Origin of the sequence: Frondihabitans peucedani, from assembly GCF_039537585.1 — a bacterium.
GTDB classification, from domain to species: domain Bacteria; phylum Actinomycetota; class Actinomycetes; order Actinomycetales; family Microbacteriaceae; genus Frondihabitans; species Frondihabitans peucedani.
Genome location: NZ_BAABAU010000004.1, coordinates 55,204 through 78,545 on the forward strand (window position 1 = coordinate 55,204; position 23,342 = coordinate 78,545).

Sequence of the window (23,342 nt, forward strand, 5' to 3'; positions counted from 1 at the left end):
GTCTCCTACCGGTTCCGGCTGAGCAGGTTGCGGATGGCGTCGCCGCCGAGGTTCGCGACGAGGCTGAGGACGAGCACGGCGAGCCCGGGCACGACCGGCACCCACCACTGCGTGAGCAGCTGCTGGAGGTTGCGGGCGGTGTCGGCGCCGAGCTCCGGCGCGGGGGCCGCCTGTCCGAGGCCGAGGAACGACAGGCCGGCCAGCAGGATCACGACGTTGCCGATGTCGAGGCTCGCCGTCACGATCGCGGTCGGCACGACGCCCGGCACGATGTGGCGCAGGACGACGCGGGTGCGGCCGATCCCGGCCAGGCGCGCCGCCTCGACGTGGGGCCTCGAGGCGATGGCCTTCGTCTCGCCGCGGATGATGCGGGCGTAGTAGGGCCACCAGACGACGGCGATCCCGATGAGCGTGTTCTCGAGCCCGTAGCCGAGTGCCGCGACGAGCGCGATGGCGACGAGTGTTCCGGGGAGGGCCAGGAACAGGTCGGTGAGCCGCATCAGCAGGTTGTCGAGCCAGCCGCCGGCCACTCCTGCGGCCACGCCGATGATCCCGCCGATGACGAGTCCCGACGCGACGACCGCGAGCGCCGAGAACCAGCTGGTCTGGACGCCCCAGAGGGTCCGGCTCAGGATGTCGCGGCCGATCCCGTCGGTGCCGAGCAGGTGGTCGGGAGATCCGAGCGGGAGGTTCAGCCCGCCGACCGGCTGCACCGGGTTGTCCGGCGCGATCACCCGGGCGAGCAGGGCGACGAGGGTCAGCAGGATCACGAGGCCCACGAGAGCGAGGTTCAGGCGGCGTCCGGCGAACCGGGCGATCGTGACCTGGGGCACGCCGAAGCGGCGGGCGGTCAGGTCGGCGCTCATCCTGCGACCCCGATCTCGGGCACGGAGGCGAGGAGCGACCGCGTGTAGGGGTGCTGCGGCCGGTGGATGACGTCGTCGGCCGGGCCGTCTTCGACGATCGCGCCCTCGGTCATGACGACCACGCGGTCGCCCATCAGTCGGGCGACGGAGAGGTCGTGGGTGACGAAGAGCACGGTCATCGAGAGCTGCTGCCGCATCGTCCGGATGAGGTTGAGGACGCTCGCGGCGAGCGACGCGTCGAGGGCGCTCGTCGGCTCGTCGCAGAGCAGGACGGCGGGCGGGATCATGGTCGCCCGGGCGAGGGCGACACGCTGCCGCTGACCGCCGGAGAGGTCGGCCGGGCGCACCCGGGCGACCTGCGCCGGCAGCCCGATGGCCTCGAGGGCGGCCTCGACGCGGCGGAGGCTCTCAGCTCGGCCGAGACGCTCGGGGACGAGGCGCTCGCGCAGGATCTCGCCGACCGTCAGCCACGGGGTGAGCGACGACCCGGCGTCCTGGAACACCATCTGAGCGCCGCCGGGGGCGACCTCGACGGTGCCCGAGGTGGCGGGCGTCAGGCCGGCGACCGCGCGGAGCAGCGTCGACTTGCCGGAGCCGGACTCCCCCACGATCGACACGGCCTCGCCGGCCTCGACGACGAGATCGATGCCGCGGAGGGCGTGGACCTCGCGCCTTCTGGCACCGCCGCCCCGGACGACGAAGCGCTGGTGCACGCCTGCGAGGCGGACGGCCGGGCGACCGGCGGCGGCTGCGACCGGGGCGGCGAGCGCGGGCGACACGGCGGGCCGCTCGGCGGCGAGCGCCAGGACCTCGTCGGTGGCCCGCCAGCAGGCCCGGACGTGCCGGGTGCCGTCGACCGCGGCGGATCCGTCGACGGCCAGGAGGGGCGGCTGCTCCTCGCGGCAGTGGTCGTCGGCGAGCAGGCACCTCGACGAGTAGGCGCAGCCGCGGAGGCGCTCGGCGGGCGTCGCCGTCTCCGGGCGGAGGGTGCGCAGGATCGCGTCGCGGGGCGTCTCGAGCGAGAGGCGCGCGGCGAGGAGCCCCACCGTGTAGGGGTGCGTCGGCGCGCGCAGGACGACGTCGGCCTCGCCGAGCTCCGCGATCCTGCCCGCGTAGAGGACGGCGATGCGGTCGGCGATCTGCGCCGCGACGGCGAGGTCGTGGGTGATGAGCACGACGCTGCAGCCGAACTCGTCGCGGAGGTTCCGGAGGAGGTCGAGGACCTGCGCCTGCACGGTGACGTCGAGCGCGGTCGTCGGCTCGTCGGCGATGATCAGCGAGGGGCGGCCGGCCGAGGCGATGGCTGCCATGACGCGCTGGCGGAGGCCGCCGGAGAGCTCGTGCGGGAACACCGTGAACCGGAGCGCGGCGTCGCCGATCCCGACGGCCGACATCAGCCGGAGGGACTCGTCGCGGTCGTGCGTCGCCTCGGTGATCTGCTTGCCGACGCGCATGGTCGGGTCGAGCGAGGTCATCGGGTCCTGGAAGATGACGCCGAGCTCCTCGCGCCGCACGCGCCGCAGGCTCTCGGGCGACCCGGCGAGCATGTCGGTGCCGGCGATCTCGATCGAGCCGGTCGTCTGCGGGCGGGACGCCTGCGGCAGGAGGCCCATCATCGCCAGGGCGAGGACGCTCTTGCCAGAGCCGGACTCGCCGACGAGGCCGACGATCTCGCCGCGGCGGATCTCGAGGTCGAGGCCCCGCAGGACGTCGGTGCGGGCGCCGTCGCGCTCGAGGCTGACGGTCAGGCCGCGGATGGCGGCCGCGGGAGCCGCGGGAGTCTCGTCGCGGCGGCCGGCGATCGGGTCAGGAGAGGACATCCTGCGCCTCCTCGGTCTCGTCGACGCCGGTGCCTGCGCCGGTGCGGGCCCGGACGGCGTCGTAGATGTCGCGCGGCTGAGCGAACCAGACGTCGTCGCGGCGGGCGACGAGGTGCTCGAGAGCGCGGGTGAGCTGGCGGAGGCGGAACGGCGCCCCCGAGATGAACGAGTGGACGACGATGCTCATGACGAGCGGCTGGTCGCCGCCCGACACGAGGAGCTCGTCGAACTCGTCGATCAGCATGTCGGCGAACTCGGCGGCGCCGACTCCGCGGCCGATGACGGAGGTGGAGTCGTTGAGCTCCAGCGCGTACGGGATCGCGAGCAGGGGCTCGGACCGCGTCGTCAGCCACACCGGCCGGTCGTCGAGGCGGAGGTCGAGCAGGTAGCGGTAGCCGGTCTCGCCGAGGAGGTCGACCGTGGCGTCGGTGTGGGTCAGCCACGGGCTCGACCAGCCCTGCGGTGCCGCGCCCTCCTCGGCGGCGATCCGGTCGGCGACCGAGAGGAGGTAGGCCTTCTCGTCGGGCTCCGACAGGCCCTCGAGCGAGTCGGAGTTCGAGACGCCGTGGCCGATGAGCTCGGCTCCGTGAGCCCGGGCGTGCGCCAGGAGCTCCGGCGCGGTGTCGTACACGGCCGTGTTCAGGAGGATCGTGGCCGGGATGCCGAGTTCGGCCAGCCGGTCGAGCACCCGGAAGGCGCCAACTCGATTGCCGTAGTCGCGCCAGCTCGTGTTGACGAGGTCGGGGGCGGGGACGCCTTCGAGGAGGTTCTCGGTCTGGCCCGCGCCGAAGTGGTAGTCCTCGATCCCGAGGGCGACGTAGACGGCGAGCCGCCTGCCGCCCGGCCAGGTGCCGGGGGCGCCCTCGGTGATCGGCGAGTAGTCGTAGCGGTCGTGCGAGTCGAGGGGCACGTCGTCGCCGGTGGTGGTGCTCATGCGGGGTCTCCGATCCATCTGTTCATGCCGACGTCGGTGCGGGCCGCCTGGGCGACCATGGCGTCGTAGGAGGGTTGGAGCACGGCGGCCTCCGCGTTCGTGCGCTCGATCAGGGGGAGCTTCCGGGCGAACGTCTCGCGCGCCTCGGCCAGCAGGGCGGGCTCGTCGACGGTGGTGATCCGCTCGCCGTCGAAGACGATCCGGCCGTCGACCATCGTGAGCCGGACGTCGGCGCCGTACTCGCAGTAGACGAGCTGTCCGCGGACGTCGTTGAGCGGCGTGAAGGCGGCGCCGTGCAGGTCGAGCATCGTCAGGTCGGCGGCGTATCCCTCGCGGATGCGGCCCAGCCGGTCGCTCTGGAGGAGGGCCGCGGCGCCGCCGTCCCAGAGGCTGCCGAGCACCTCGCGGGCGGTGGGCCACTCCGAGCTCGGCCGACCGCCGATGTTGTGGATGAGGCCCGCGGTCTTCACGACGCCCCAGAGGTTGGCCGAGTCGTCGCAGATCGCCTCGTCGATGCCGAGCGCGACCGGGATGCCGAGGTCGAGCATCCTGCGGTACGGGGCGACGCCGCTGCCGAGCCGGAGGTTGCTTATCGGGTTGTGGGCGATCACGGCACCCGCCTCGGCGATGAGCTCCAGGTCGTCGGCGTCGGTCCAGACGGCGTGGATCACGTTCATCCGGTCGCTCAGCAGGCCGAGGTCTCCGGTGTAGCCGACGAGCGAGCGCCCGCCGAAGCGCTCCTGCTCGGTGCGGAGGGTGCGCTGCACCCTCGTCTCGAGCATGTGCGCGAACAGCGGCACGCGGTGGGTCCGGCTGAGGTCGTCGAGCGCCTCGAAGTACGGCACGTCGACGCGCTGCGGAGCCGAGATCGACACGGCCGCGGTGAGGCGCCCGTCCGCTGCGCCGTGCCACCGCGAGAACAGGTGGTCGTACATCTCGAGCAGGCCGTCGGGGCCCATCGGCGGTGCCGCGTCGAGCGCTTCGTCGAGCGCTTCGCCGAGGGCCGCGCCGTCGTACCCGCCGATGAACGGCAGCTTCTCGCGCTCGGTCAGCGTGGGCTGGTCGAGGGCGAGGCTGGCGCGGATCCCGGCGTCTTCGTACGCCTGCATCATCGCGTCGACGATCTCCGGCGTGGGGTGCGGCATGACGAAGGCGTCGTCCTGCACGGTGGTCGTCCCGGTCCGAAGCATCTCGAGCGCGGCCAGCATCGTTCGGAGGTACGCCTCGCGGGGCGTCGGCCGGAGCGCAGGATCCGCCGGCGACTCGTAGAGCATGAAGCTCTCGAGCGGCATGCTCGGGAGCAGCCCCTTCAGGTGGTTCGCCGGCGAGTGGTAGTGGGCGTTGATGAGGCCCGGGACCAGGAGGTGGTGTCCGCGGCCGTCGACGCGCGAGGCGTCGGGTGCGGCGAGCCCGGCCGCTGCAGCGCCGATGCTCAGGATGCCCGCCCCCGACACGAGGACGTCGAGCGGGCCGACCATCCCGGCTTCGGAGTCCTGGTCGTAGACGTACACGGAGGTGAAGAGCGTCTCGCTCACGAGGCTCCTCCCGGCGTCGGCGCCTGCCAGGTGGCGATGCGCGACGTGCCGAGGCCCTGGGCGAGCATCCCCTCGGCGAGGACCACGGCCGCAGCCACGCCCTCGACGACGGGCACCCCGAGGGCCTCGGAGAGCGGCTCCACGAGCTCGGCGAGCCCGGCGCAGCCGAGGACGATCGCCTCGGCGGCGTCCTCCTCGATCGCCCGGCGCCCCTCGGCCGCGAACAGGTCGAGCAGCTGCAGCGACGAGTCGGCGACAGCCGAGACGGGCTCGTCGACGGCACGCACCACGACCCGGTGGCCGAGGCCCAGGGTGAGGACGACCCGGTCGGACTGCTCGCGGGTGCGAGGCGGCATGGTGATGACGGTGAAGCGGTGGGCGATCTGGGTCGCGGTCAGGAGCGCAGCCTCGGTCATGCCGACGACCGGGCCTCGAGCCGCCTCGCGGGCGCCGGGCAGACCGGTGTCGCCGAAGCAGGCGACGACGTAGGCGTCGGGTCGCTCCCCGGGCGGGAGGGCCTCGAGCCGCTCGACCTCGACGAGCACGCTGAGGGCGGCGTGCACCTCGTCGATGTGGCTCTCGACGCTCGGCACGCCGCTCGTCGGGGTCACCGGCACCAGCACGGTGTCGGGCCGGGCCGCGGGCGTCGCCGCGGCGACGACGCGGTCCGTCATGGTCGTGGTCGTGTTGGGGTTCACGACGGCGATGCGGAACGGGCCGGTCACGCGCGCACCTCGAGCGCCTCGGCGAGGAGCTCCGTGATGCCGAAGCCGCGGATCGCGACGCGGGCCGCCTCCGATCCTGCGCGGGCCGCCTCGACGGCGTCGCCGGAGACCAGGTGCGCGGCGGCGAAGGCCCCGCAGAACGCATCGCCGGCGCCGGTGGAGTCGACCGCGTCGACGGGCTCGCTCGGCACGAGGGCGACGGCACCGCCGTCGAGCACGAGCGACCCGGCGGCCGCCCGCTTGATGGCGACGACGCTCGGGCCGAGCGAGGAGAAGAACCGGGCGGCCTCCTCGAGGTCGTGGGTGTCGGCGAGGGCGATCGCCTCGACCTCGCTCGGGAGGAACACGTCGGCGAGGGCGACGATCGCGAGGAGCTCGTCGCGGTGTCCGTCGAGGTAGTCCTCCTGGAGGTCGAGGTAGAGCGCGGCGCCGGTGCGCTCCCGGAGCCACGGCGTGAGCGCGAGCTGCGAGTCGAGGCTCATGGCCGAGAGCACGATCCCGTCGGCGGCGAGCACGCTCGCGGGGACGTCGTCGGGGTAGACCGACATGCGGTCGAAGTGCTCGTCGGTGCCGTGGAGCGCCCAGACCCGGGAGCCGTCGACGCCGTACGTGATGGTGTTGCGGACCGTCAGCAGGTCGCGGGCGGGCAGGTCGTCGACCTTGACGCCGGCCGCCCGGAGGTCGTCGAGGACCGACTCCGGCAGGTCGGTGCCGGTCGGGGCGAGCATCGACACGTCGTCGAGCACGCGTCGGGCGGCGAGGGCCGCATAGGCGGCGTCACCGCCCATCGCCGGTTCGGAGGGGATGCCGTCGTGCACGGCCTCGTCGATCGTGAGGTTGCCGACGCAGACGAGCGACCTCCGCGACGCAGCGCGCTCGGCGGCTCCGGTCGACTCAGCCACGGGACGCCTCGCGCTCGGCGACGGCGAACTTCGCCATGCCGAGGTGGTAGCCGATGAGCTGCGCGGGCAGCACGTAGAGCAGGGGGCTGAGCGCCTCCGAGACGACCGGCAGGCGCAGGATGTCGTCCGCGATCCCGTCGAAGGCCGTCTCGCCGACGGTCGTCGCCACGTAGAGCGTCCCGCCGTAGCGGTGCGCGTCGCGGCCGGTGTCGACGCCGCGCGGCACCGACGGCCCGCTCGGGGCGAAGAGGAACATCGGCTCGCCCGGCTTCTGGCTGTTGTAGTGGTGGAACTCCTCGACCTGGATCTCGACGGCGTGGTCGGGGCTCGTCTCCTTGACCTTCGCGGCACCGATGATGGCCGCAGCCCAGGTCGGGCCGCCGGCGGAGAAGAGGTACATGGTGCGCTCGGCCTCGATCCGGGCGATCTCGGCCACCTGGTCGTCGAGGTCCTCGAGGACCGTCTCGACGGTCTCGGGCAGGGTCTCGAGCTCGGCGCGGAGGGCCTCCGCGCCGTCGACGCCTCGGAGGCGGCCCACCTCGACCGCGAGGAGGAGCAGCAGCGACAGCGCGGTGGTCGACGACTGGGTCGGCCAGCCCACCCGCGTCGCGGCGAGCAGGAGGGTGTCGCCGCTCTCGACGTCGAGGGTCGAGCCGGGGGTGTTCGTCAGGGCGAGAGTCAGGGCGCCGGCGTGCTGCGCGACGAGGAGGGCCTCGACGGTGCGGGTCGTCTCGCCGGAGCTCGACAGGGCGACGACCAGCGAGTCGGAGGTGACGAGGTGCTGCTGGTAGTAGGCGAACTCGAGGGCCTGCACCGGCTCGCAGGGCACGCGGAGCATCAGCTCGAGGGTGCGGCGGGCGGCGATCATGACGGCGAGCGAGTCGCCGGCGCCGACGAGGAAGACCCGGTCGAGGCGGCGGCCGGCGATGCGCGCCGCGATGCCGGGGAGAGCGTCGGCGTTCCTCTCCCAGGTGGCGCGGATGGCGCCTTGCTGCCCGAGCATCTCGCCGCGGGTCGCGTCCACGCGGCGTCGGCGCTCGGGGTCCAGCGGGTCGTCCGTGGGGAGGGCCAGGATCCCGGCGCGCTCCTTCGCGGACACGCGCTCCACGACGGCCTTCTGACGGTCGTCGAGCGGACTGCCGTCGGCGAGGAGCGGGCTGTCGAGGGTCTGGTCGGTCATGGCTGTGCTGTCTCCGGGATCGGGGCGAGGCGGGGGGAACGAGAAGAAGGGGCGGTCGGCGCCGGTCAGGCGTCGAGGAGGCGGCCGGCTCGGCCGAGCGCCGTCGCCACCGTGGGGTCGATGCGCGCGTCGTGGCCGCGGCCGTCCTTCAGGACGCTGCCGAGGATCGCGCCGTCGGCGCCGGCCAGGGCCGTGTCGATCGAGCGCTCGGTCACGCGGCCGCCGATGATCGCGGGCACGTCGTCCGGCACGACGCCGCTCGCCCGGAGGCTCGCGATGTCCGCCACGGCGTCGTCCACGCCGGAGTCGCGGGTCACGACGACCGCGTCGGCGCCGCCGAAGTCGAGCGCCTGCGCGGCAGCCCAGGCGAGATCGCCCGCGAGCGCCAGGCTGGTCGCCTCGTGGAGGTCGGCCCAGACCTCGACGTCGCTGCCGAGGAGGCGCTTCATCTGCGCGACCTCGAGCGAGCAGCCCTCGAGGTAGCCGGTCGGCCCGACCGAGACCCCGGTGAGGACCTTGACGCGGACGAACGAGGCGCCGATCGCGTGGGCGATGGCGACCGCCGAGGCGCCGTCGTTGTGACCGACGACGACACCGAGGCCGATCGTGGTGGCGGCACGGACGGCGGCGCCGACCACGGCGAGCGCGGCGACGGTGGCGGGCCCGACGACCGCGGGCTGCGGCTCGTCGCTGGCATCCTGGACCATGACGTCGGTGAAGCCTGCCTGCTCGAGGACGACCGCGTCCTCGGCCGCGTTCCGAGCGATCTCGGCGACGGAGACACCGGCGTAGTTGGCAGCGCCGGGCAGCGGCGGGAGGTGCAGGACGCCGACCAGTCGGAACGCGTTCATCGGTACTCCTCCGGGTCGCCACCGCCGTTCTGGCGATAGAAAAACGGTATACCGTTTGGTGTTTCGCGCAGGTTTCAGCGCGTTAAATCGGTGTGACGATGCCCGACGGTAGACAAGGCGCTCCACGACGCCGAGGTCGAGCGCCCCGTGGCACGCTGGCCGGAGACATACCGCACGCCGACGACGGAGGCCCCGTGACCACCACCCGCACCGCCTCGCCCGCGACCCGGACCGTCCGCTGGCTCGGGATCGTCCTCGCCCTCGAGGTGGTCGGGCTCGTGATCGCGACGGTCGCGCAGGATCCTGCGGCTCGGCCCGTCAGCGCAGCCCTCGGTGACGCCGCCCGCGAGACGGTCTCGCAGGTCGACGTCCGCTGGGCCCTCGTGGTGGTGGTCGCCCTCGCCGCCGTGGCCCGCCTCGTCGCCGCGCGGCTCTCTTCGTGGCTCGACCCGCTCCTCACGATCCCCGTCACGCTGTTCGTCGTCGCCCAGCTGAACGGGATCACCGACCTCGGCGCCCTCGTCGGCGTGTACGCGCTCGCGTCGGCGGGCGTGCTCCTCGCAGCCCTCGACGCCCGCGTCGACGTCGTCCACGGGCATCCGCGGCTGCCGCTCTGCTTCGCGGCCGCCGTCGGGATCGTTCCGTGGGGCATCGTCGCGTTCCACCAGGTCGGCGCCGGCATCGTCGGTCACCCGCTGTCCGGCATCGCGGTCGTGGTGACGCTCGTGGCGCTGGTCTTCGCCGTGGCCGAGTTCGTCGCCGTCTGGCGCCGGGCCGGGGTGGTGGCGCTGATCCTCCGCCTGGCGGGCTTCTCGGCGGTGGCCTGGCTGGTCGTCGCGGGGCTCTGACGCGGCCGGTCGGGTCGTCGGCGGATGCCCGAGCGGCCCGTCTTCGCGGGGCAATTCGATGAGACCACTGTGAAAGATGTGACTGATGTGACAGGCTCGTCGGGTGTCTGCGACCGAAACCAAGCCCTCACCGCTCCGCGCCCGGGGGCGCCTGGCGACGATCGCGCTGGCTCTCGCCGTCGCCCTGCCGGCCCTGATCGCCGCGCCCGCGCAGGCTGACGACTCGTTCCCGACGTGGGAGGAGGTGCAGGCCGCCCGCGGAAGCGAGACGGCCAAGCGCAGCGAGATCTCGCGCGTGAGCGCCGCCATCACGCAGCTGCAGCAGGCGACGACGCTCGCCGCCGCCCGCGCCCAGAAGAGCGGCGCCGACTACCAGAAGGCGCAGGACGCCCTCGACGACGCCACCGGCACCTACGACCAGCTCATGGCCGAGCTCACGAAGGCGAAGACCGAGGCGAAGCGCTCCTCGGAGGCCGTCGGCCAGGTCGCCGCGACGCTCGCGAAGCCCGGCGGCGGCAGCCCCACGGCGTCCCTGCTCTCGGGCGAGGAGAACCCCACCGACGTGCTCCGAGGCCTCGGGATGTCGAGCCAGATCGGCAAGAAGGTCAGGCAGCTCCAGGAGGAGGCCGAGCAGGCCGCCGGCGTCGTGCGGTCGAAGTCCGACCAGGCCGCGGTCGCGAAGGAGGCCCGCCGCACGCAGGCGAAGAAGGCCGCCGACGCTCTCGCGGAGGCCACCGCCGCCTCCGAGGCCGCCGCCTCCGCCGAAGCCGCCGAGCGCGACAACCTCGGCACCATGCAGGCGCAGCTCGCGACCCTGAAGAACGACACCCTCACGATCGAGCAGGGTTACCAGGAGGGCGTCGCGGCCCGAGCCGCCGCTGCCGCCGCCGAGGCCGCCCGGGTCGAGAAGGCGCGCAGGGCCGCCGCCGCAGCCGCTGCCGCGGATGCCGAGCGCCGCCGCGCTGCTGCCGCGGCCGCCGCCGCCGCAGCTGCCGCTGCCTCCAACGGCTCCGGCTCCGGCTCGGGCGGGGGCTCGTCCGCCCCTGCCCCGTCGCGCCCCGTCTCCGGCGGTGGCGCCACGTCGAGCGGCGGCTGGACCAGGCCGATCACGTCGTACAGCTTCTACCAGGCCTACGGCTACCGGATGCACCCCGTCTACCACACCTACAAACTGCACGCCGGGGCCGACTTCGGGGCCAGCTGCGGCACCTCGATCTACGCGACGGCGGCCGGCACGGTCACCTACGCGGGCCCGTACGGCGGCTACGGCAACCTGATCATCGTCGACCACGGCAACGGCATCACGAGCGCCTACGGGCACGTCTTCACGAGCGGCATCTACGTCCGCCCCGGTCAGCGCGTCTCCGAGGGTCAGAACATCGCCGGCGTCGGCAACGCCGGCGTCTCGACCGGCTGCCACCTCCACTTCGAGATCCGCCGCGGGGGCATCGCGACCGACCCGATGGCGTTCCTCCGCACCAAGGGCATCGGCTGACCCCGATCCGAGCTGTGGGCTAGGAGTCGCCGTGCTCCGGCGCGGCCGGGCTCTCGGCGGCCCGGGCGCGGCCCTCTGGCAGACCGCCGGCGAGCGACGCCAGCAGGCGCAGCCTCTCCGCCGCGTCCGAGCCCTCGTCGGGGTAGTAGAGGACGACGAGGAGCTCGCCGACCGGCAGCTTCTCGCGGTTCAGCGTCAGGTCGCCGACGGCGGGGTGATGGACGGTGGCCGTTCCCCCGACGAGACGCCGGACGTCCTGCCGCGCCCAGAGCGACCGGAACCGCGCGCTGCTGATCGAGAGCTCGCCGACGAGCTCCACGACGCGCGCATCGTCGACGTCGTCGCCGATCGTGCTGCGGAACGCTGCCACGGAGTCGGCGGCGGCCGCCTCCCAGTCCTCGTGGAACTCCCGCTCCTCCGGGTCGAGGAGCAGGTCGCGGAGCCGATTGCGCCCCGGGACCAGCCGCGGTGACAGCACCTCGGCGAGGGGGTTCGACGCCAGGACGTCGAAGGAGCGGCTCTCGAGGAACGCGGGCACGTCGAGGGCCGCGAGCAGGTGGTGCAGCCGCGCGGGGACGCGGTCGACCCTCCTCGTCCGGCGGGGCCTCGGCCGGTGCGTGCCGAGCCCGAGCAGGTACTCCGTCTCGACGCCGTCGAGCTGGAACACCCTCGCCAGCGACTCGAGGACCTGCGGCGACGGGTTGTCGTCCCGGCCCCGCTCGAGCCGCAGGTAGTAGTCGCCGCTGATCCCGGCGAGCATCGCCACCTCCTCGCGGCGGAGCCCGGGGACCCTCCGGTTCGGCTGCGCCGGGATCCCGACCTGCTGCGGGGCGACCAGGTCTCGGCGGGCGCGGAGGTAGTCGCCGAGCCTGCCGGCCGATGCGTCGTCGTCCATGCCGTCCACGGTAGTTCGCAGCCGTCCTGCCTGGGGGTGCCCTGTCGCTCCCCTGGAGCGTCGCTCCCCTGGAGCGTCGCTCCCCTGGAGCAGCGGGGATCTCCCCCGACTGCTGCGACGGCGGCATCGTGGTCGCGAACCACTCACCGAGAGAGAGACACCGTCATGGACATCAGCAGTCGCACCGTTCTCATCGTCGGAGGCACTTCCGGCATCGGCCTGGGCCTCGCCCGCCGGTTCCAGGACGCCGGAAGCACCGTCGTCGTCGGAGGCCGTGACACGAGCAGGATCGAGGGGATCGAGACCGTCCGGATCGACGTCACCGACCCCGCTTCGGTCCTGCGGGCCCGCGACGAGGTCCTCTCGCGGCACCCCGACCTCGACGTCGTCGTCACGATGTCCGGCGTCATGGTCCTCGAGGACCTCCGCGACCCCGCCCACATCAGCCAGGCCGAGAGCACGATCCAGGTCAACCTGCTCGGGACCATCCGCGTCGTCGACGCGTTCACCCGACACCTGATCGACCGCGGCGCGGGCGACCTCGTCACCGTCACGTCCGGGATCGGGTTCCTCCCGTTCCCCCTCATGCCGACCTACGGCGCCTCCAAGGCCGGCGTCCACGCGTACACGGAGTCCCTCCGCGCTCAGCTCGCCGGCACCGGGGTGCAGGTCACCGAGCTGATCCCGCCGGCCGTCGCCAACGCCGGGCAGGAGAAGCTGAACCCCGCAGCACTCCCCCTGGGCGACTTCCTCGACGAGGTCGTGACCCTGATGACGCAGGATCCCACGCCGAGCGAGATCGTCGTCCGGGCCGCCGAGCGACTCCGCTGGGCCGAGAAGGACGGCACCTACGCCGAGCTCCTGGAGCAGCGCTCCCAGTCGCTGAGCACGCTCCCGGGTCGCTGAGCACGCTCCCGGGTCGCTGAGCACGCTCCCGGGTCGCTGATCCGGTCCGGCGGTGCGGGTGGTGCGCGATCCTGCGGCTGTCTCAGGCTGTGGCGGTGCTCGCGCTGCGGGAGTCGGCCAGGGCAGCGTCGATCAGGGTCTCGGCCGCCGACCTCGCCGCCGCAGCAGCATCGGGGCTGCCGCTGATGGCCGCCGTCGTCTGGGCGCCCTCGGCGAGCAGGGCGAGCTGCGCGGCCAGGATCGGAGGGGCGCCGAGCTCGTCGACGAGCCCGGCCACGTACGCCTGGAAGGTCGCCTTCTGGGCGCGCGCCACCTCGGCCACGGCGGGAGAGGTCGCTCCGAGCTCGCCGAACGCGTTGATGAAGCCGCAGCCGCGGAAGTCGTCGTCGGTGAACCAGATGCCGAGGAAGTCGTAGACGGCGAGCAGCTTGTCACGCGGCGTCCGCGCTGCCTCGGCCGCGCGCGAGATGCCCGCGTCCCAGAGGCCGGTCGTGAAGTGCAGGACGGCGACGACCAGGTCGTCCTTCGACGGGAACTGGGCGTACAGGCGCTTCAGCGAGACGCCGGAGGCCGTGCGGACGGCGTCCATGCCGACCGCCTGAATGCCGCGGGCGTAGAAGAGGTCGTGCGCGGCCCTGACGATGCGTTCACGATCGGTCGAGGTGTCGTTCATGAAGAATCTCCCTTGTCGACTTGCGCTGAGAACGTCCGTTCTCTAGTGTAGAGCCATCGAGATGAGAACGATCGTTCTCACGGAGAGCAAAGGACAGACACCATGGGCTACATCACCGCCGGCCAGGAGAACAGCACCCCCGTCGAGCTCTACTACGAAGACCACGGCACCGGCCAGGCCGTCGTCCTCATCCACGGCTACCCGCTCGACGGCTCGTCGTGGGAGCGCCAGACCCGCGAGCTCCTCGCCGCCGGCTACCGCGTCGTCACCTACGACCGCCGCGGCTTCGGCCAGTCGTCGAAGGTCGCCACCGGCTACGACTACGACACCTTCGCCGCCGACCTCGACGCCGTGCTGACGACTCTCGACCTCACCGACGTGATCCTGGTCGGATTCTCGATGGGCACCGGCGAGCTCGCCCGCTACGCCAAGCTCTTCGGCACCGAGCGCGTCGCGAAGTTCGCGTTCCTCGGCTCCCTCGAGCCCGGCATGCTCGGCCAGGGTGTGCCGCAGTCGCTCTTCGACGGCATCGAGGCCAGCGCCAAGGCCGACCGCTTCGCCTGGTTCACCGAGTTCTACGGCAACTTCTACAACCTCGACGAGAACCTCGGCTCGCGCATCTCGCAGGAGGCCGTCACCGCCAGCTGGAACACCGCCACCGGCAGCGCGCCCGTCGCCAGCTACGCCGTCGTCTCCAGCTGGATCGAGGACTTCACCGCCGACGTCGCCGCCGTCCGCGCCAGCGGCCGCCCGGCCCTGATCGTCCACGGCACGGCAGACCGCATCCTGCCCATCGAGGCCACCGGCCGCCCCTTCCACGAGGCGTTCCCCGAGGCCGAGTACGTCGAGATCGACGGCGCCCCGCACGGCATGCTCTGGACTTACGCCGCCGAGGTCAACGCGCTCCTGCTGCCGTTCGTGCAGAAGTAGGGTCTCGCGTCGCTGCGACCCCCTCGATCCCCCGCCGGGCTGCTCGGCGGGGGATCCTGCGTTCTGCGGTCTGTCGGCCGTGCGGCCTGCCCGCCGGCTTAGGCTCACAGCGTGTCCGCGCATATCGCCACGCTCATCTGGGGCCCGTTCGCCATCGTCTTCGGAACGTGCTTCGTCGTCTTCCGCCAGCACATCTCGCGCCAGGCCCGGGCCCAGCGCGAGCGGCGGGGTATCAAGATCGGACCGAACACTCAGTCACCTGCCGTGATGGCCATCGGCGGGGTGATCCTCGTGTGCGCCGGAATCTTCGCGCTCGTCGGCGGTGCGACCGGGCTGCTGCACTAGGCGTCATCGGCGCTCCTCCGCTCTGCGCGTCACGCAAAGAGGAGTCTCCCGGAGGACTTCCTCCGCCAGCTCACGAATCTCGGGCGGGCTCCTCAATGACTGCCGCGCAAACCCCCGAACTCCTCTTCGGCTGACCACGGCTCCTCTTTCCGTGCGGCGGACCGCCGAGATCGCACTTCGACGCACTCCCGGGCGCGCAGACCGTGTCGAACTGCGATCTCGGCGCAGCACCGACGACCGACGACCCGCACAACCGACCGTAGGCTCGACGCGTGGACATCGAGCGCGTCTGGCCCCTCTTCGGACTGTCGCTGCGGTCGCCCCGACTCGAGCTGCGGCCCGTCCGCGACGACGACCTGCCCGCGCTCGTCGACGCGGCGGTGGCCGGGGTCCACGACCCCGAGCGGTCGCCGTTCGGCGTGCCCTGGACCGACGCCCCGCCCGCCGAGCTCGCCCACTCGTTCGCCGCGTACCACTGGGGACTCCGCGCGGGCTCGAGCCCCGAGAAGTGGGCCCTCGCGTTCACGATCCTGCACAACGGCGAGCCCGTCGGGGTGCAGCAGCTCGATGCCACGGAGTTCGCCCGCGACCGCACCGTCGACAGCGGGTCGTGGCTGACGCGCAGGATGCAGGGGCGCGGCCTCGGCACCGAGATGCGGGCCGCGATCCTGCTCTTCGCTTTCGACCACCTCGGCGCCCGGACGGCGAGGTCGTCGGCCATGGTCTGGAACACTCCGTCGCTGGCGGTCTCCCGGAGGCTCGGTTACGTCGACGACGGCCTGACGCGGATCGAGCCGAGACCGGGAGAACCGGTGGACGAGCAGCGCCTCCGGCTCGAGCGCGACGCGTTCGTCCGACCGGAGTGGACGCTCGACGTCAGGTACCCGGAGGGGATCCTGCGCGATCTCGGCGCAGCACCGACGACCACAGACCCAGCCTGACGCTCAGTCGTTCTCGACCTCGAAGTCCCACGACGCGACGATCCTCGAGCCGCCGGGAGCCCAGCGCAGCAGCCCCTCGCCGACCTTCATGTTCGTCCGCAGCTCGAACGTCGTCGAGGAGCCGGGCTGAAGCTCCGTCGGCGGGGCCTTCTCGCCGGGCACCGCGTTCAGGCGGTACACGTTGCCGAGCTGGTCGAGCGTCGTCAGATCGCTCAGTCGGATCGGCACGGCGCGAGTGGCGTCATCGAGCTTCAGCATCCACGTGCAGGTGGTGATGTCGGCCTGCTCGGGCAGTCCCTCGCCCGGGACGACCGGGCCGGTGACCGTCATCCGCACCGTCCCGCCGCCGGGCAGGGCGACCTTGACCGTGTCGCCCTCCGAGGTGAGTGCCGGGTGCGTGACGCTCCCGACCAGCTCGCCGTCGGTGCCGGCCTTCGCCGTCGGGAGGTACGAAGGGAGCCCGCCGTAGGTGTCCTCGACCTTCGGCGCCGCCTGCGAGCAGCCGGCGAGAGCGAGGGGCACCAGGATCGCGACGGTGCCGGCGACAGCCCGAAGGCCGACTCGACGAGCGAGTCGGCCCCGGGACCGTGCGGTGTCTTCCGACGGAGTCACCAGCCGCGCTTCCCGGCGTTCGTGAAGACATCCGGACCGAAGGGGGCGAGCCCGCCCTGGGCGGCGAAGCCCAGGTGGCCGAGGCCGTCGACGCCGCCCGAGACGCTGCCTCCGGGGAGGGCCTTGTGGTCGCTGCCCTTGCCCACTCCGAAGATGTCCTCCATGGTGCGGAGCCAGCTGTAGTGGTTGTAGTACGTCGACGAGACGGTGCCGGGCTTGATCAGCGGGCTGATCAGGACGCTGCCGGTGTCGCCGCCGCCGGGGGTGGCGTCGGTGGCGTCGTACAGCGGGTCGGCGGTCTGGCCCGCGGCGAGGAAGCCGGGGGCTCCCTCGGCGCTCAGGGTGAGCTTCGTGACGGCGCCGGTCGGGGTGACCGGGTCGCCCGCCTTGTCGACCAGCTGGAACGAGCCGTTGACGACCGGGCTCGACGGGGTCGAGGCGGGATTCGGGCCGGTGTCGCTGACGGTCCCGACGAAGGTGTCGGCGGGAATGGGGCTGGTGCCGCCGGGGCCGGTGGTGTCGGCGGTGTCGACGACCTGGCGTCCGGTGTCGTCAGCGAGGATCGACTGGTCGAGCACGAAGCTCGTCGCGGTGCTCGCCAGGGCGACGTCGGTGCGGGCTCCGGGCGACGTGCCGGATCCGCCGCGGACGATGTTCGGGACGCAGTTCGCAGGAACGAGGGTCGGTGTCGTCTGCGTGCAGACCGGCGGCCGGTCGATGAACGAGTTGTTGCCGGGGCCCGGGTAGAGCTGGTTGCCCTTCGAGTCGGTCTTGAGCGTCGAGTTCGGGCCGGTCGGCTCGGTGGCGACGTTGCGGCCGTAGAGGTTCTCGCCGGCGCGGTCGGAGGCGAGTCCGGACGAGGCGTCGGGCTTGTCGCCGAGCGTCGGGCCGTAGGCGTTCGCGTTGTTGAAGCTGCCCGAGTAGGTGAAGGGCGGGTTGGCCTCGTCGAAGGTGACGTCGATCAGGCCGCCGTCTTTGAATGCTGCCGACTTCTCGATCATGGGGATGTAGTACTTCAGGAAGAGGTCGGAGGCGTAGAGGCCGCCGGTGTAGTTGACCGGGGTGGTCGAGGCGGGGTCCGGGGTGCCCTGGCCGTAGACCGGGTCGCCCGACTTCGTGAAGGCGCCGGACAGGTTGTTGCCCTTGCAGACGGCGTCGTGGGCGTCGCTGCAGTTGTTCGGCGTGATCCAGCTGAAGGCCGGCGTCGTCGACTCGTGCTGCAGGTCCTTGTAGAGGCCGTGCGTCGACGAGTCGAGGTTCGCGATGTGGTTCGCGTCGCAGTCGGTGCCGCCGCCCACGGGCTTCGTGAGCGCGGGAGTCGCCTTGCCGTTCTTGTCGACGGCCCCCGTGAGGCTGGCGAACCAGGGCATCGGGAAGTGCTTCGCGACGTACTGGTCGTTGGCCTGCGCGCCGGTGAAGCTCGTCACGCCCGCAGGGAGCGGGTGGTCGGCGGTCGCGCTGAGGTACGTCGGGTTGGTCGTCGGGTTGTTGTCCGCCGAGCCGGGGGCGCCGCAGACGGCGTCCTCGCGGCCGGGCTGGTTCCCGAGATCCTGCGCGTAGCCCTTCCAGGTCTTGCCGGCGGCGTCGAGCTGATTGAACAGCGTCGGGGTGTCCGTCGGGTAGGTGCAGCCGTTGAGACCGTTGGCGGCGTTCGCCTTGCTGGGCTGGCTCGCGTTGGCGAGCGAGGCGACCTGGCCCTTGTTGACGCCGCCCGACTTGATGATCGACGCGTTGCTGCCGAAGTTCGTGTTCGCGACCGAGCAGTCGGCCTGTGTGTCCTCCTCGGGCGCCTGACCCGAGACCATCGACATGTAGTTGTCCATCGAGGAGTGGCCGGTGCCGTAGTAGTTCTTCAGCAGGGCGCCCTGGCCCGGCAGCGTCTTCCAGAGGTAGCTGTTCTGATTGAGGCCCGTGAAGATCGCGTCGTACGACTTGTTCTCGAGGATGATCAGCCACACGTGCTTGACCTGACCCTGCTTGAGACCGGTCGTCGTGATGGTCGTCCCGGTCTGGCGGCCGGAGTCGTGGGGGTTGGCCGAGGCGGCCGTAGCGACGCCCACGATGCCGGTGGCGAGCAGCGCCGACGCTGCCGCGATGGCGGCGACTCGTCGGCCGCCTTTGAGATCACGCATGATTCGCATGAGTGTTTTCTATCAATCCGGCGGCCCTCGATCGGGGGTGGCCGGATGAACAGGAAGTGAATCTGCACGAGATGCAGCTTTTCAGAGGCCGCAGACTAGTACTTCTTCTAGTATTCTCCGTTCTCGCCCTCGACCGGGGGTCGCTTCTCGGTCTGGAGGACGATGCCGGGCGCGCCCCTCGGCCGCTAGCGTCGTGCGACGGGGGCGTGATCCTGCGCTCCTCTCACGAGCGGGAGCGGGGCGGTCTGACGGTGGCGATCACGAGGCGGAGGCTCCTGGTGGGAGGCGCAGCAGCGGTGGCCCTCGCCGGGGCCGGCGCGGGCGGCGCGGGGCTGGCCGTCGAGGGCGGGCTCCTCCCCGGTCGGTCGACCCTGTACCGGGCCCTGGGTCTCGACGGGGCCCCCGGGCACGTCCCGGGCACGCAGCCGGGGCCGCTCGTCAGCGGACACTTCACCTCGAAGGCACGACTCGGCGCCTCGGTCGGCTGGACGATCGCGTACCCGCCCGGCAGTGCGCCCGGTGACCGGCTTCCGGTCGCCGTGGTCCTGCACGGCTACTCCGAGGATCACACCGACGCGTTCGGCCGGCGGCTCGGCCTCGAGCACTTTCTCGCGCAGGATCACGCCCGAGGCGGCACCCCCTTCGCCCTCGCGGCCGTCGACGGCGGCGACACCTACTGGCACCGTCGCGTCACCGGAGAGGATGCCGGAGCGCTCGTCACCGACGAGTTCGTCCCCATGCTGGCCGCGCGCGGACTCGACACCCGGCGGATCGGGCTGCTCGGCTGGTCGATGGGCGGGTACGGCGCCCTCCACCTGGCCGGCCGCCTGGGCGCGGCCCGCGTCGCGTCGGTCGTCGCCGAGAGCCCCGCCCTCTGGCATCAGGCGTCGCAGGCGGCGAGCATCGCGTTCGACGGAGCGGCCGACTTCGCCCGCTCCGGCGTGATGGGCCGGCAGCAGGAGCTCGACGGCATCCCGGTGCGGGTCGACTGCGGGACCGGCGACGCCTTCTGCCCCGCGGCGCGCGACTACGTCGCCGGCTTCGACGCGGCCGACCACCCCGCCGGCGGCTTCGAGCCGGGCGCTCACGACATGGCCTACTGGCGCAGGATGGCGCCGGCGCAGCTGGCGTTCGCGGGGGCGCGCTTCGCCTGAGCTGCTGGTCGGCGCCGCGGGCTTCGCCTGAGCGGCCGGTCGGCGCCGTCCACTCCGCCCGAGCTGCCGATCGGCGCCGCCCGACGGCAGCGGCACCAGTCCGCGGACCGGTGCCGCCGCCGTCCTGCGGCGCCGCAGCCGACTCAGTACGTCGGCAGCTTCACCACCACGTTCAGGATGCGGGTCGTCTGCGTCGCACTGAAGTTGTCGTCGCTGATCAGCGAGACCCCGACCGTCCCGGCAGGACCGCGACCCGTGACGGCCATGCCCTCGAAGTTGTCGAGCAGCGGGTTGGCCTGCGTCTCGAGCGAGGTCGCGCCGAGCGTCGGACCCTTGACGAGGTCGGCCACGAGCTTCTTGGTGAGGATGCTCTTCGTCGGCGCCGACGACAGGTTCGTCGTCCGGCTGACGTCGGGCGCCCAGGCGAGGCCCGACACCGCGTAGAGCTTCACCGCGTTGCCGGTCGTCGGCGAGAAGGAGGCCTCCTCGACGAGCAGCCGGTTGTCGTCGACCGCTGCGACCTCGGGGACGCGCATGCCCGCCTCGGTCCGGTAGCCGACCTGCTTCGTCAGCTTCCAGGTGCCGCGCCAGTCCTGGCTGTACACGAGGAACCGGTGCGACGTCGCGTCGCCCGAGGCCGACACGTCGCCCGAGAGCGCGCCCTCCATGGCCGCGACCACGGTGTGGCCGGACGGCGAGATCGTCAGGCCCTCGAGGGTCGCGTTCGACGTGGCCTCACCGGGGATGCTCGACCCGGCGAGGCTCGTCCCGGTCACCGCGAAGCGGCCGGGAACCGGCAGCGACGCCTTCTGGACGCCGTCGCGCCCGAAGATGCGGATCGACGGCTCGGTCTCGGAGCTGACGAGGTAGTCGCCGTCCGGCAGGACGGCGAGGCCCTCGTCGTCGGCGGTGAGCCCCGTGTACGGCGTGCCGTCGGGAGCCTTCAGCACGAGAGGCGCGCGGGTCACCGTCGGATCGGTCAGGGACGAGAAGAACCAGATGCGCGACGGGTCGTCGGCGTGGTTGTCGACGGCTGAGATCCACGACTTCGCGCGCTTGTCGTAGGCGAGCGACGACAGGCCGCCGATCTCGGCGCCGTGCGACACCAGCTTGTCCAGCGCGTCGGTGTAGCTCAGCGCGACGCCCGCGGGCGGGATCACCGGCGACTCGGGCTTCGCCTTGCCGAACAGGCGGACGACCTGAGGATCGTGGTCGCTCACCTGGTTCGCGTACTCGGAGTTGGTGTGGATGACCTCGTACTGCGTCTTGCCGACCCCGGCCGAGACCAGGATGTGGTCGAGGACCTCGCTCACGCCCTGGTAGTCGTAGGTGTACTGCTCGTTCGCGGGGAGAGTGGTGATCAGATCGGTGAGGATCCTCGTGCCGGAGGCAGCCCCCGTCAGAGTCTGGAGCGCCGGGCTGAACTGGTAGTCGTTCAGGTCTCCGGCGACGACCACGTTCGCCTTCTTGTCTTTCGCCAGGACCTGCGAGACGAACCCGTTGACGAGCGCCGCCTGCTTCTGCCGCTGGACGGCGGACGACTGCTCGGGGTACTGGAACCGGCCGTCCTGGCTCTGGTCGCCGCCCTTGGAGTTGAAGTGGTTGCCGATCACGAAGACCGTCCTGCCCCGGAAGGCGAACTCGCCCACCAGCGGCTTGCGGCTCGACGACCACGCGTCGGAGTTCGGGTCGATCCGGCCGGGCGAGAGCGTGAGGTCGGGCTTGCCCTTGCTCTTCGTGACGGCGGTCGCCGTCGTCGCGCGGTCGACGCTCGAGGCGCCGCGATCGACGAACGAGACGCGCTCGGGGTTGAACAGGAAGACGATCCGGATGTTGCCGCCCGGCTGGCCGCCGTCGGCGTCGTTCACCGGGTCGACGGAGCGCGACTGGTAGGCGGGGCCGCCCGCGGCGGTGATCGCAGCGGTGAGCTTCGCGAGGGTCTGCCCGGATGCGACGGTCCCGTCGTCGGTGGCGCCGGTGTCGTCCTGGACCTCCTCGACGGTCAGGATGTCGGGCGACGAGAGGTTCGTGACCACGCCCTTCGCGAGGGCTGCGAACTTGCTGGCCGGATCAGAGGGGGCGAGGTTCTCGACGTTGTAGGTGGCCACCGACAGCTGGTCGGCCGCCGCCTTCGAAGCGACGGTCGGCGCCAGCCCGGCGGCGGCGACGGTGCCGAGCCGCGTGGCGGCGATGAGGTAGCCGCCGTACTGCGAGTAGTCGATCGGGCCGGTGGTGGCACCGGTGAAGACGTCGCCGACGCTGACCTCGGGGTTCGACCCGTCGGCCGCGACCACCTCGAGCCGCCCCGAGGGCGTCTTGTTCTCGGCCGTCAGCAGGGCGCCGCCCCGGACGCTCTTCAGCTGGTCGGGCTTCGTCGTGATGTACTGCTCGCCGTACGAGTCGGACGGGCCGATCACGCGAGCGTCGTCGACCTCGACCCGCATGCCCTCGATCGACTCGTAGTAGTCGAGCGCCGACCGGGTCGGCGTCACGGGGGTCGTCTCGATGTTCGCTCCGCCGAGGTCGGGGGCATAGGTCGCGGGAACGGTGTCGGGCCCGAGGACGATCGGCGACGGCAGGGCGACGCCGTGCTGGAGGACCACCGCGGTGGCGTTCTGCAGCTCGGTGACGGAGAGGTTCGAGGTCGTGGCGAGGGTGTCGCCGGACGCGACCTGGTAGTAGTCCTTCACGGTCGCCGAGACGAGGACCGAGTCGCCCACCGCGACCGTCGGCGCCGTGCCGGTGTAGACGAACACGCCCTCGCTGGTCGCGGCGTCCGCGTCGGCAGCGGGATCCTGGATCCAGTACCCGCGGGTGCTGCCCGACGTGCGGAGACCGGTGACGACGCCGGGCACGTTCGCGACCTTCTGGCCGTCGAGCGGCGACTTCCAGCCGGCGCCCTGGATGTCGTGGATGCGGACGTCGCCCGGTGTCGGAGCGGGACCGCCCGGGTCGGTCGGCGCCGTGGCCGTCGTGGCCGCGCCCGGGGTGGGGGCGGCGGCCTGGAAGTCGGCGGAGTTCGAGTCGCTGTCGTCGGCGGCGAGGCGCTGCACCGAGAGGGTGTTGCTCGCGCCCGAGGCCGGCGACCCCTCGGCGAGCGCGGCACCCCCGAAGCCGACGAGGTCGACTGCGGCGGCCGAGCAGGACGCCGCGTCGGCGCAGGTGAGCGCGGTCTGCGAGGAGACGAGGGCCACGGTGCCGTCGGTGGCCGACATCGCGATCGTGCCGGTCGCTCGGGGAGTCGGCAGCGGCGTCGTGCCGCCCGAGCCCTTGCCCTCGGCGACGAGGTAGTAGGAGCCGGGTGCGAGCGTGCCTGTGAGGGGCGTCAGCTGCCAGGCTCCGGTCGTCGACCTGGAGTGGTACTGCACCGAGTACGCGGACAGGTCGACGGGAGCGGACCCGCGGTTGGCGAGCTCGATGAAGTCGTTGGTGAGGGTCGACCCGCTGTTGCCTCCTCCCCCGTAGACCTCGTTGATGACGAGGCCGCTCGACGGTGCTGCCGTGGCTGGTGAGGCCACGAGCGCACCCCCGAGGAGGGTGAAGGCGGCGACGGCCGCTCCGGACACTGCGCGTGATCGTTGCATTCGAT

20 protein-coding genes are annotated in these 23,342 nt (G+C 72.3%); 7 read left to right on the forward strand and 13 right to left on the reverse strand.

The window, feature by feature from the left end:
* Window positions 1-5 precede the first annotated feature (5 nt).
* The 8 genes from ABD733_RS13650 to ABD733_RS13685 all read right to left on the reverse strand — a co-directional run bounded on the left by ABD733_RS13650 (window position 6) and on the right by ABD733_RS13685 (window position 8,813).
* Entirely contained in the window at window positions 6-866 is an 861-nt protein-coding gene (locus tag ABD733_RS13650; RefSeq protein WP_344797140.1) for an ABC transporter permease, read from the reverse strand.
* On the reverse strand, window positions 863-2,686 hold the full coding sequence (locus ABD733_RS13655) for an oligopeptide/dipeptide ABC transporter ATP-binding protein (RefSeq protein ID WP_344797142.1): 1,824 nt from the start codon (window positions 2,684-2,686) through the stop codon (window positions 863-865). The genes ABD733_RS13650 and ABD733_RS13655 overlap by 4 nt, the downstream gene beginning before the upstream one ends.
* Window positions 2,673-3,620, reverse strand: a complete 948-nt coding sequence (locus tag ABD733_RS13660; RefSeq protein WP_344797144.1) for a polysaccharide deacetylase family protein — start codon at window positions 3,618-3,620, stop codon at window positions 2,673-2,675. The genes ABD733_RS13655 and ABD733_RS13660 overlap by 14 nt, the downstream gene beginning before the upstream one ends.
* The gene (locus ABD733_RS13665) at window positions 3,617-5,155 is read right to left on the reverse strand and encodes an amidohydrolase family protein (protein WP_344797146.1); all 1,539 of its coding nucleotides are present in this window, start codon (window positions 5,153-5,155) and stop codon (window positions 3,617-3,619) included. Before ABD733_RS13665 ends, ABD733_RS13660 begins: the two co-directional genes overlap by 4 nt.
* Window positions 5,152-5,880, reverse strand: a complete 729-nt coding sequence (locus ABD733_RS13670; protein WP_344797148.1) for an aspartate/glutamate racemase family protein — start codon at window positions 5,878-5,880, stop codon at window positions 5,152-5,154. The genes ABD733_RS13665 and ABD733_RS13670 overlap by 4 nt, the downstream gene beginning before the upstream one ends.
* On the reverse strand, window positions 5,877-6,782 hold the full coding sequence (locus tag ABD733_RS13675) for a carbohydrate kinase family protein (protein WP_344797150.1): 906 nt from the start codon (window positions 6,780-6,782) through the stop codon (window positions 5,877-5,879). Before ABD733_RS13675 ends, ABD733_RS13670 begins: the two co-directional genes overlap by 4 nt.
* Window positions 6,775-7,962, reverse strand: coding sequence for an SIS domain-containing protein (locus tag ABD733_RS13680; RefSeq protein ID WP_344797152.1), 1,188 nt, complete (start codon window positions 7,960-7,962; stop codon window positions 6,775-6,777). Before ABD733_RS13680 ends, ABD733_RS13675 begins: the two co-directional genes overlap by 8 nt.
* A gap of 65 nt (window positions 7,963-8,027) precedes the next feature.
* Window positions 8,028-8,813 (reverse strand): BtpA/SgcQ family protein, encoded by a 786-nt coding sequence (locus ABD733_RS13685; protein ID WP_344797154.1) that lies wholly within the window; start codon window positions 8,811-8,813, stop codon window positions 8,028-8,030.
* A 194-nt stretch (window positions 8,814-9,007) separates the two neighbouring features.
* Between ABD733_RS13685 and ABD733_RS13690 the strand changes: the two genes are divergently transcribed.
* Complete coding sequence (locus ABD733_RS13690) at window positions 9,008-9,661, forward strand: hypothetical protein (protein ID WP_344797156.1); 654 nt, start codon at window positions 9,008-9,010, stop codon at window positions 9,659-9,661.
* A gap of 103 nt (window positions 9,662-9,764) precedes the next feature.
* A complete protein-coding gene (locus ABD733_RS13695; RefSeq protein WP_344797158.1) occupies window positions 9,765-11,156 on the forward strand; it encodes a peptidoglycan DD-metalloendopeptidase family protein in 1,392 nt (463 codons plus the stop codon).
* Window positions 11,157-11,175: 19 nt separating this feature from the next.
* On the opposite strand, the gene ABD733_RS13700 is transcribed toward ABD733_RS13695, so the two are convergent.
* Complete coding sequence (locus ABD733_RS13700) at window positions 11,176-12,051, reverse strand: helix-turn-helix domain-containing protein (RefSeq protein ID WP_344797160.1); 876 nt, start codon at window positions 12,049-12,051, stop codon at window positions 11,176-11,178.
* Between the two features lie 165 nt (window positions 12,052-12,216).
* Here ABD733_RS13700 and ABD733_RS13705 point away from each other — a divergent pair, with 165 nt between their 5' ends.
* Complete coding sequence (locus ABD733_RS13705) at window positions 12,217-12,957, forward strand: SDR family oxidoreductase (RefSeq protein ID WP_344797162.1); 741 nt, start codon at window positions 12,217-12,219, stop codon at window positions 12,955-12,957.
* Window positions 12,958-13,039: 82 nt separating this feature from the next.
* On the opposite strand, the gene ABD733_RS13710 is transcribed toward ABD733_RS13705, so the two are convergent.
* Window positions 13,040-13,630, reverse strand: a complete 591-nt coding sequence (locus tag ABD733_RS13710) for a TetR/AcrR family transcriptional regulator (protein WP_344797164.1) — start codon at window positions 13,628-13,630, stop codon at window positions 13,040-13,042.
* A gap of 102 nt (window positions 13,631-13,732) precedes the next feature.
* Here ABD733_RS13710 and ABD733_RS13715 point away from each other — a divergent pair, with 102 nt between their 5' ends.
* The 3 genes from ABD733_RS13715 to ABD733_RS13725 all read left to right on the forward strand — a co-directional run bounded on the left by ABD733_RS13715 (window position 13,733) and on the right by ABD733_RS13725 (window position 15,846).
* Entirely contained in the window at window positions 13,733-14,560 is an 828-nt protein-coding gene (locus ABD733_RS13715; RefSeq protein ID WP_344797166.1) for an alpha/beta fold hydrolase, read from the forward strand.
* Window positions 14,561-14,671: 111 nt separating this feature from the next.
* The gene (locus tag ABD733_RS13720) at window positions 14,672-14,905 is read left to right on the forward strand and encodes a hypothetical protein (RefSeq protein ID WP_344797168.1); all 234 of its coding nucleotides are present in this window, start codon (window positions 14,672-14,674) and stop codon (window positions 14,903-14,905) included.
* 272 nt (window positions 14,906-15,177) lie between these two features.
* Window positions 15,178-15,846, forward strand: coding sequence for a GNAT family N-acetyltransferase (locus tag ABD733_RS13725; protein ID WP_344797170.1), 669 nt, complete (start codon window positions 15,178-15,180; stop codon window positions 15,844-15,846).
* Window positions 15,847-15,849: 3 nt separating this feature from the next.
* On the opposite strand, the gene ABD733_RS13730 is transcribed toward ABD733_RS13725, so the two are convergent.
* Both ABD733_RS13730 and ABD733_RS13735 read right to left on the reverse strand, forming a co-directional pair.
* Window positions 15,850-16,458, reverse strand: a complete 609-nt coding sequence (locus ABD733_RS13730) for a hypothetical protein (RefSeq protein WP_344797172.1) — start codon at window positions 16,456-16,458, stop codon at window positions 15,850-15,852.
* A complete protein-coding gene (locus ABD733_RS13735) occupies window positions 16,455-18,599 on the reverse strand; it encodes an alkaline phosphatase family protein (RefSeq protein ID WP_344797174.1) in 2,145 nt (714 codons plus the stop codon). The genes ABD733_RS13730 and ABD733_RS13735 overlap by 4 nt, the downstream gene beginning before the upstream one ends.
* Window positions 18,600-18,805: 206 nt before the next feature.
* On the opposite strand from ABD733_RS13735, the gene ABD733_RS13740 reads away from it, so the two are divergent.
* Window positions 18,806-19,753 (forward strand): alpha/beta hydrolase-fold protein, encoded by a 948-nt coding sequence (locus ABD733_RS13740; protein ID WP_344797176.1) that lies wholly within the window; start codon window positions 18,806-18,808, stop codon window positions 19,751-19,753.
* Between the two features lie 143 nt (window positions 19,754-19,896).
* Here the strand turns inward: ABD733_RS13740 and ABD733_RS13745 are convergent, their stop codons facing one another.
* On the reverse strand, window positions 19,897-23,337 hold the full coding sequence (locus ABD733_RS13745) for an esterase-like activity of phytase family protein (RefSeq protein ID WP_344797178.1): 3,441 nt from the start codon (window positions 23,335-23,337) through the stop codon (window positions 19,897-19,899).
* Window positions 23,338-23,342 lie beyond the last annotated feature (5 nt).

Bases quoted from the DNA above. Each gene is read 5' to 3' on its own strand.
- ABD733_RS13650 (WP_344797140.1), bottom strand. From the start codon at position 866: ATGAGCGCCGACCTGACCGCCCGCCGCTTCGGCGTGCCCCAGGTCACG.
- ABD733_RS13655 (WP_344797142.1), bottom strand. From the start codon at position 2,686: ATGTCCTCTCCTGACCCGATCGCCGGCCGCCGCGACGAGACTCCCGCG.
- ABD733_RS13660 (WP_344797144.1), bottom strand. From the start codon at position 3,620: ATGAGCACCACCACCGGCGACGACGTGCCCCTCGACTCGCACGACCGC.
- ABD733_RS13680 (WP_344797152.1), bottom strand. From the start codon at position 7,962: ATGACCGACCAGACCCTCGACAGCCCGCTCCTCGCCGACGGCAGTCCG.
- ABD733_RS13685 (WP_344797154.1), bottom strand. From the start codon at position 8,813: ATGAACGCGTTCCGACTGGTCGGCGTCCTGCACCTCCCGCCGCTGCCC.
- ABD733_RS13700 (WP_344797160.1), bottom strand. From the start codon at position 12,051: ATGGACGACGACGCATCGGCCGGCAGGCTCGGCGACTACCTCCGCGCC.
- ABD733_RS13705 (WP_344797162.1), top strand. From the start codon at position 12,217: ATGGACATCAGCAGTCGCACCGTTCTCATCGTCGGAGGCACTTCCGGC.
- ABD733_RS13710 (WP_344797164.1), bottom strand. From the start codon at position 13,630: ATGAACGACACCTCGACCGATCGTGAACGCATCGTCAGGGCCGCGCAC.
- ABD733_RS13715 (WP_344797166.1), top strand. From the start codon at position 13,733: ATGGGCTACATCACCGCCGGCCAGGAGAACAGCACCCCCGTCGAGCTC.
- ABD733_RS13735 (WP_344797174.1), bottom strand. From the start codon at position 18,599: ATGCGAATCATGCGTGATCTCAAAGGCGGCCGACGAGTCGCCGCCATC.
- ABD733_RS13745 (WP_344797178.1), bottom strand. From the start codon at position 23,337: ATGCAACGATCACGCGCAGTGTCCGGAGCGGCCGTCGCCGCCTTCACC.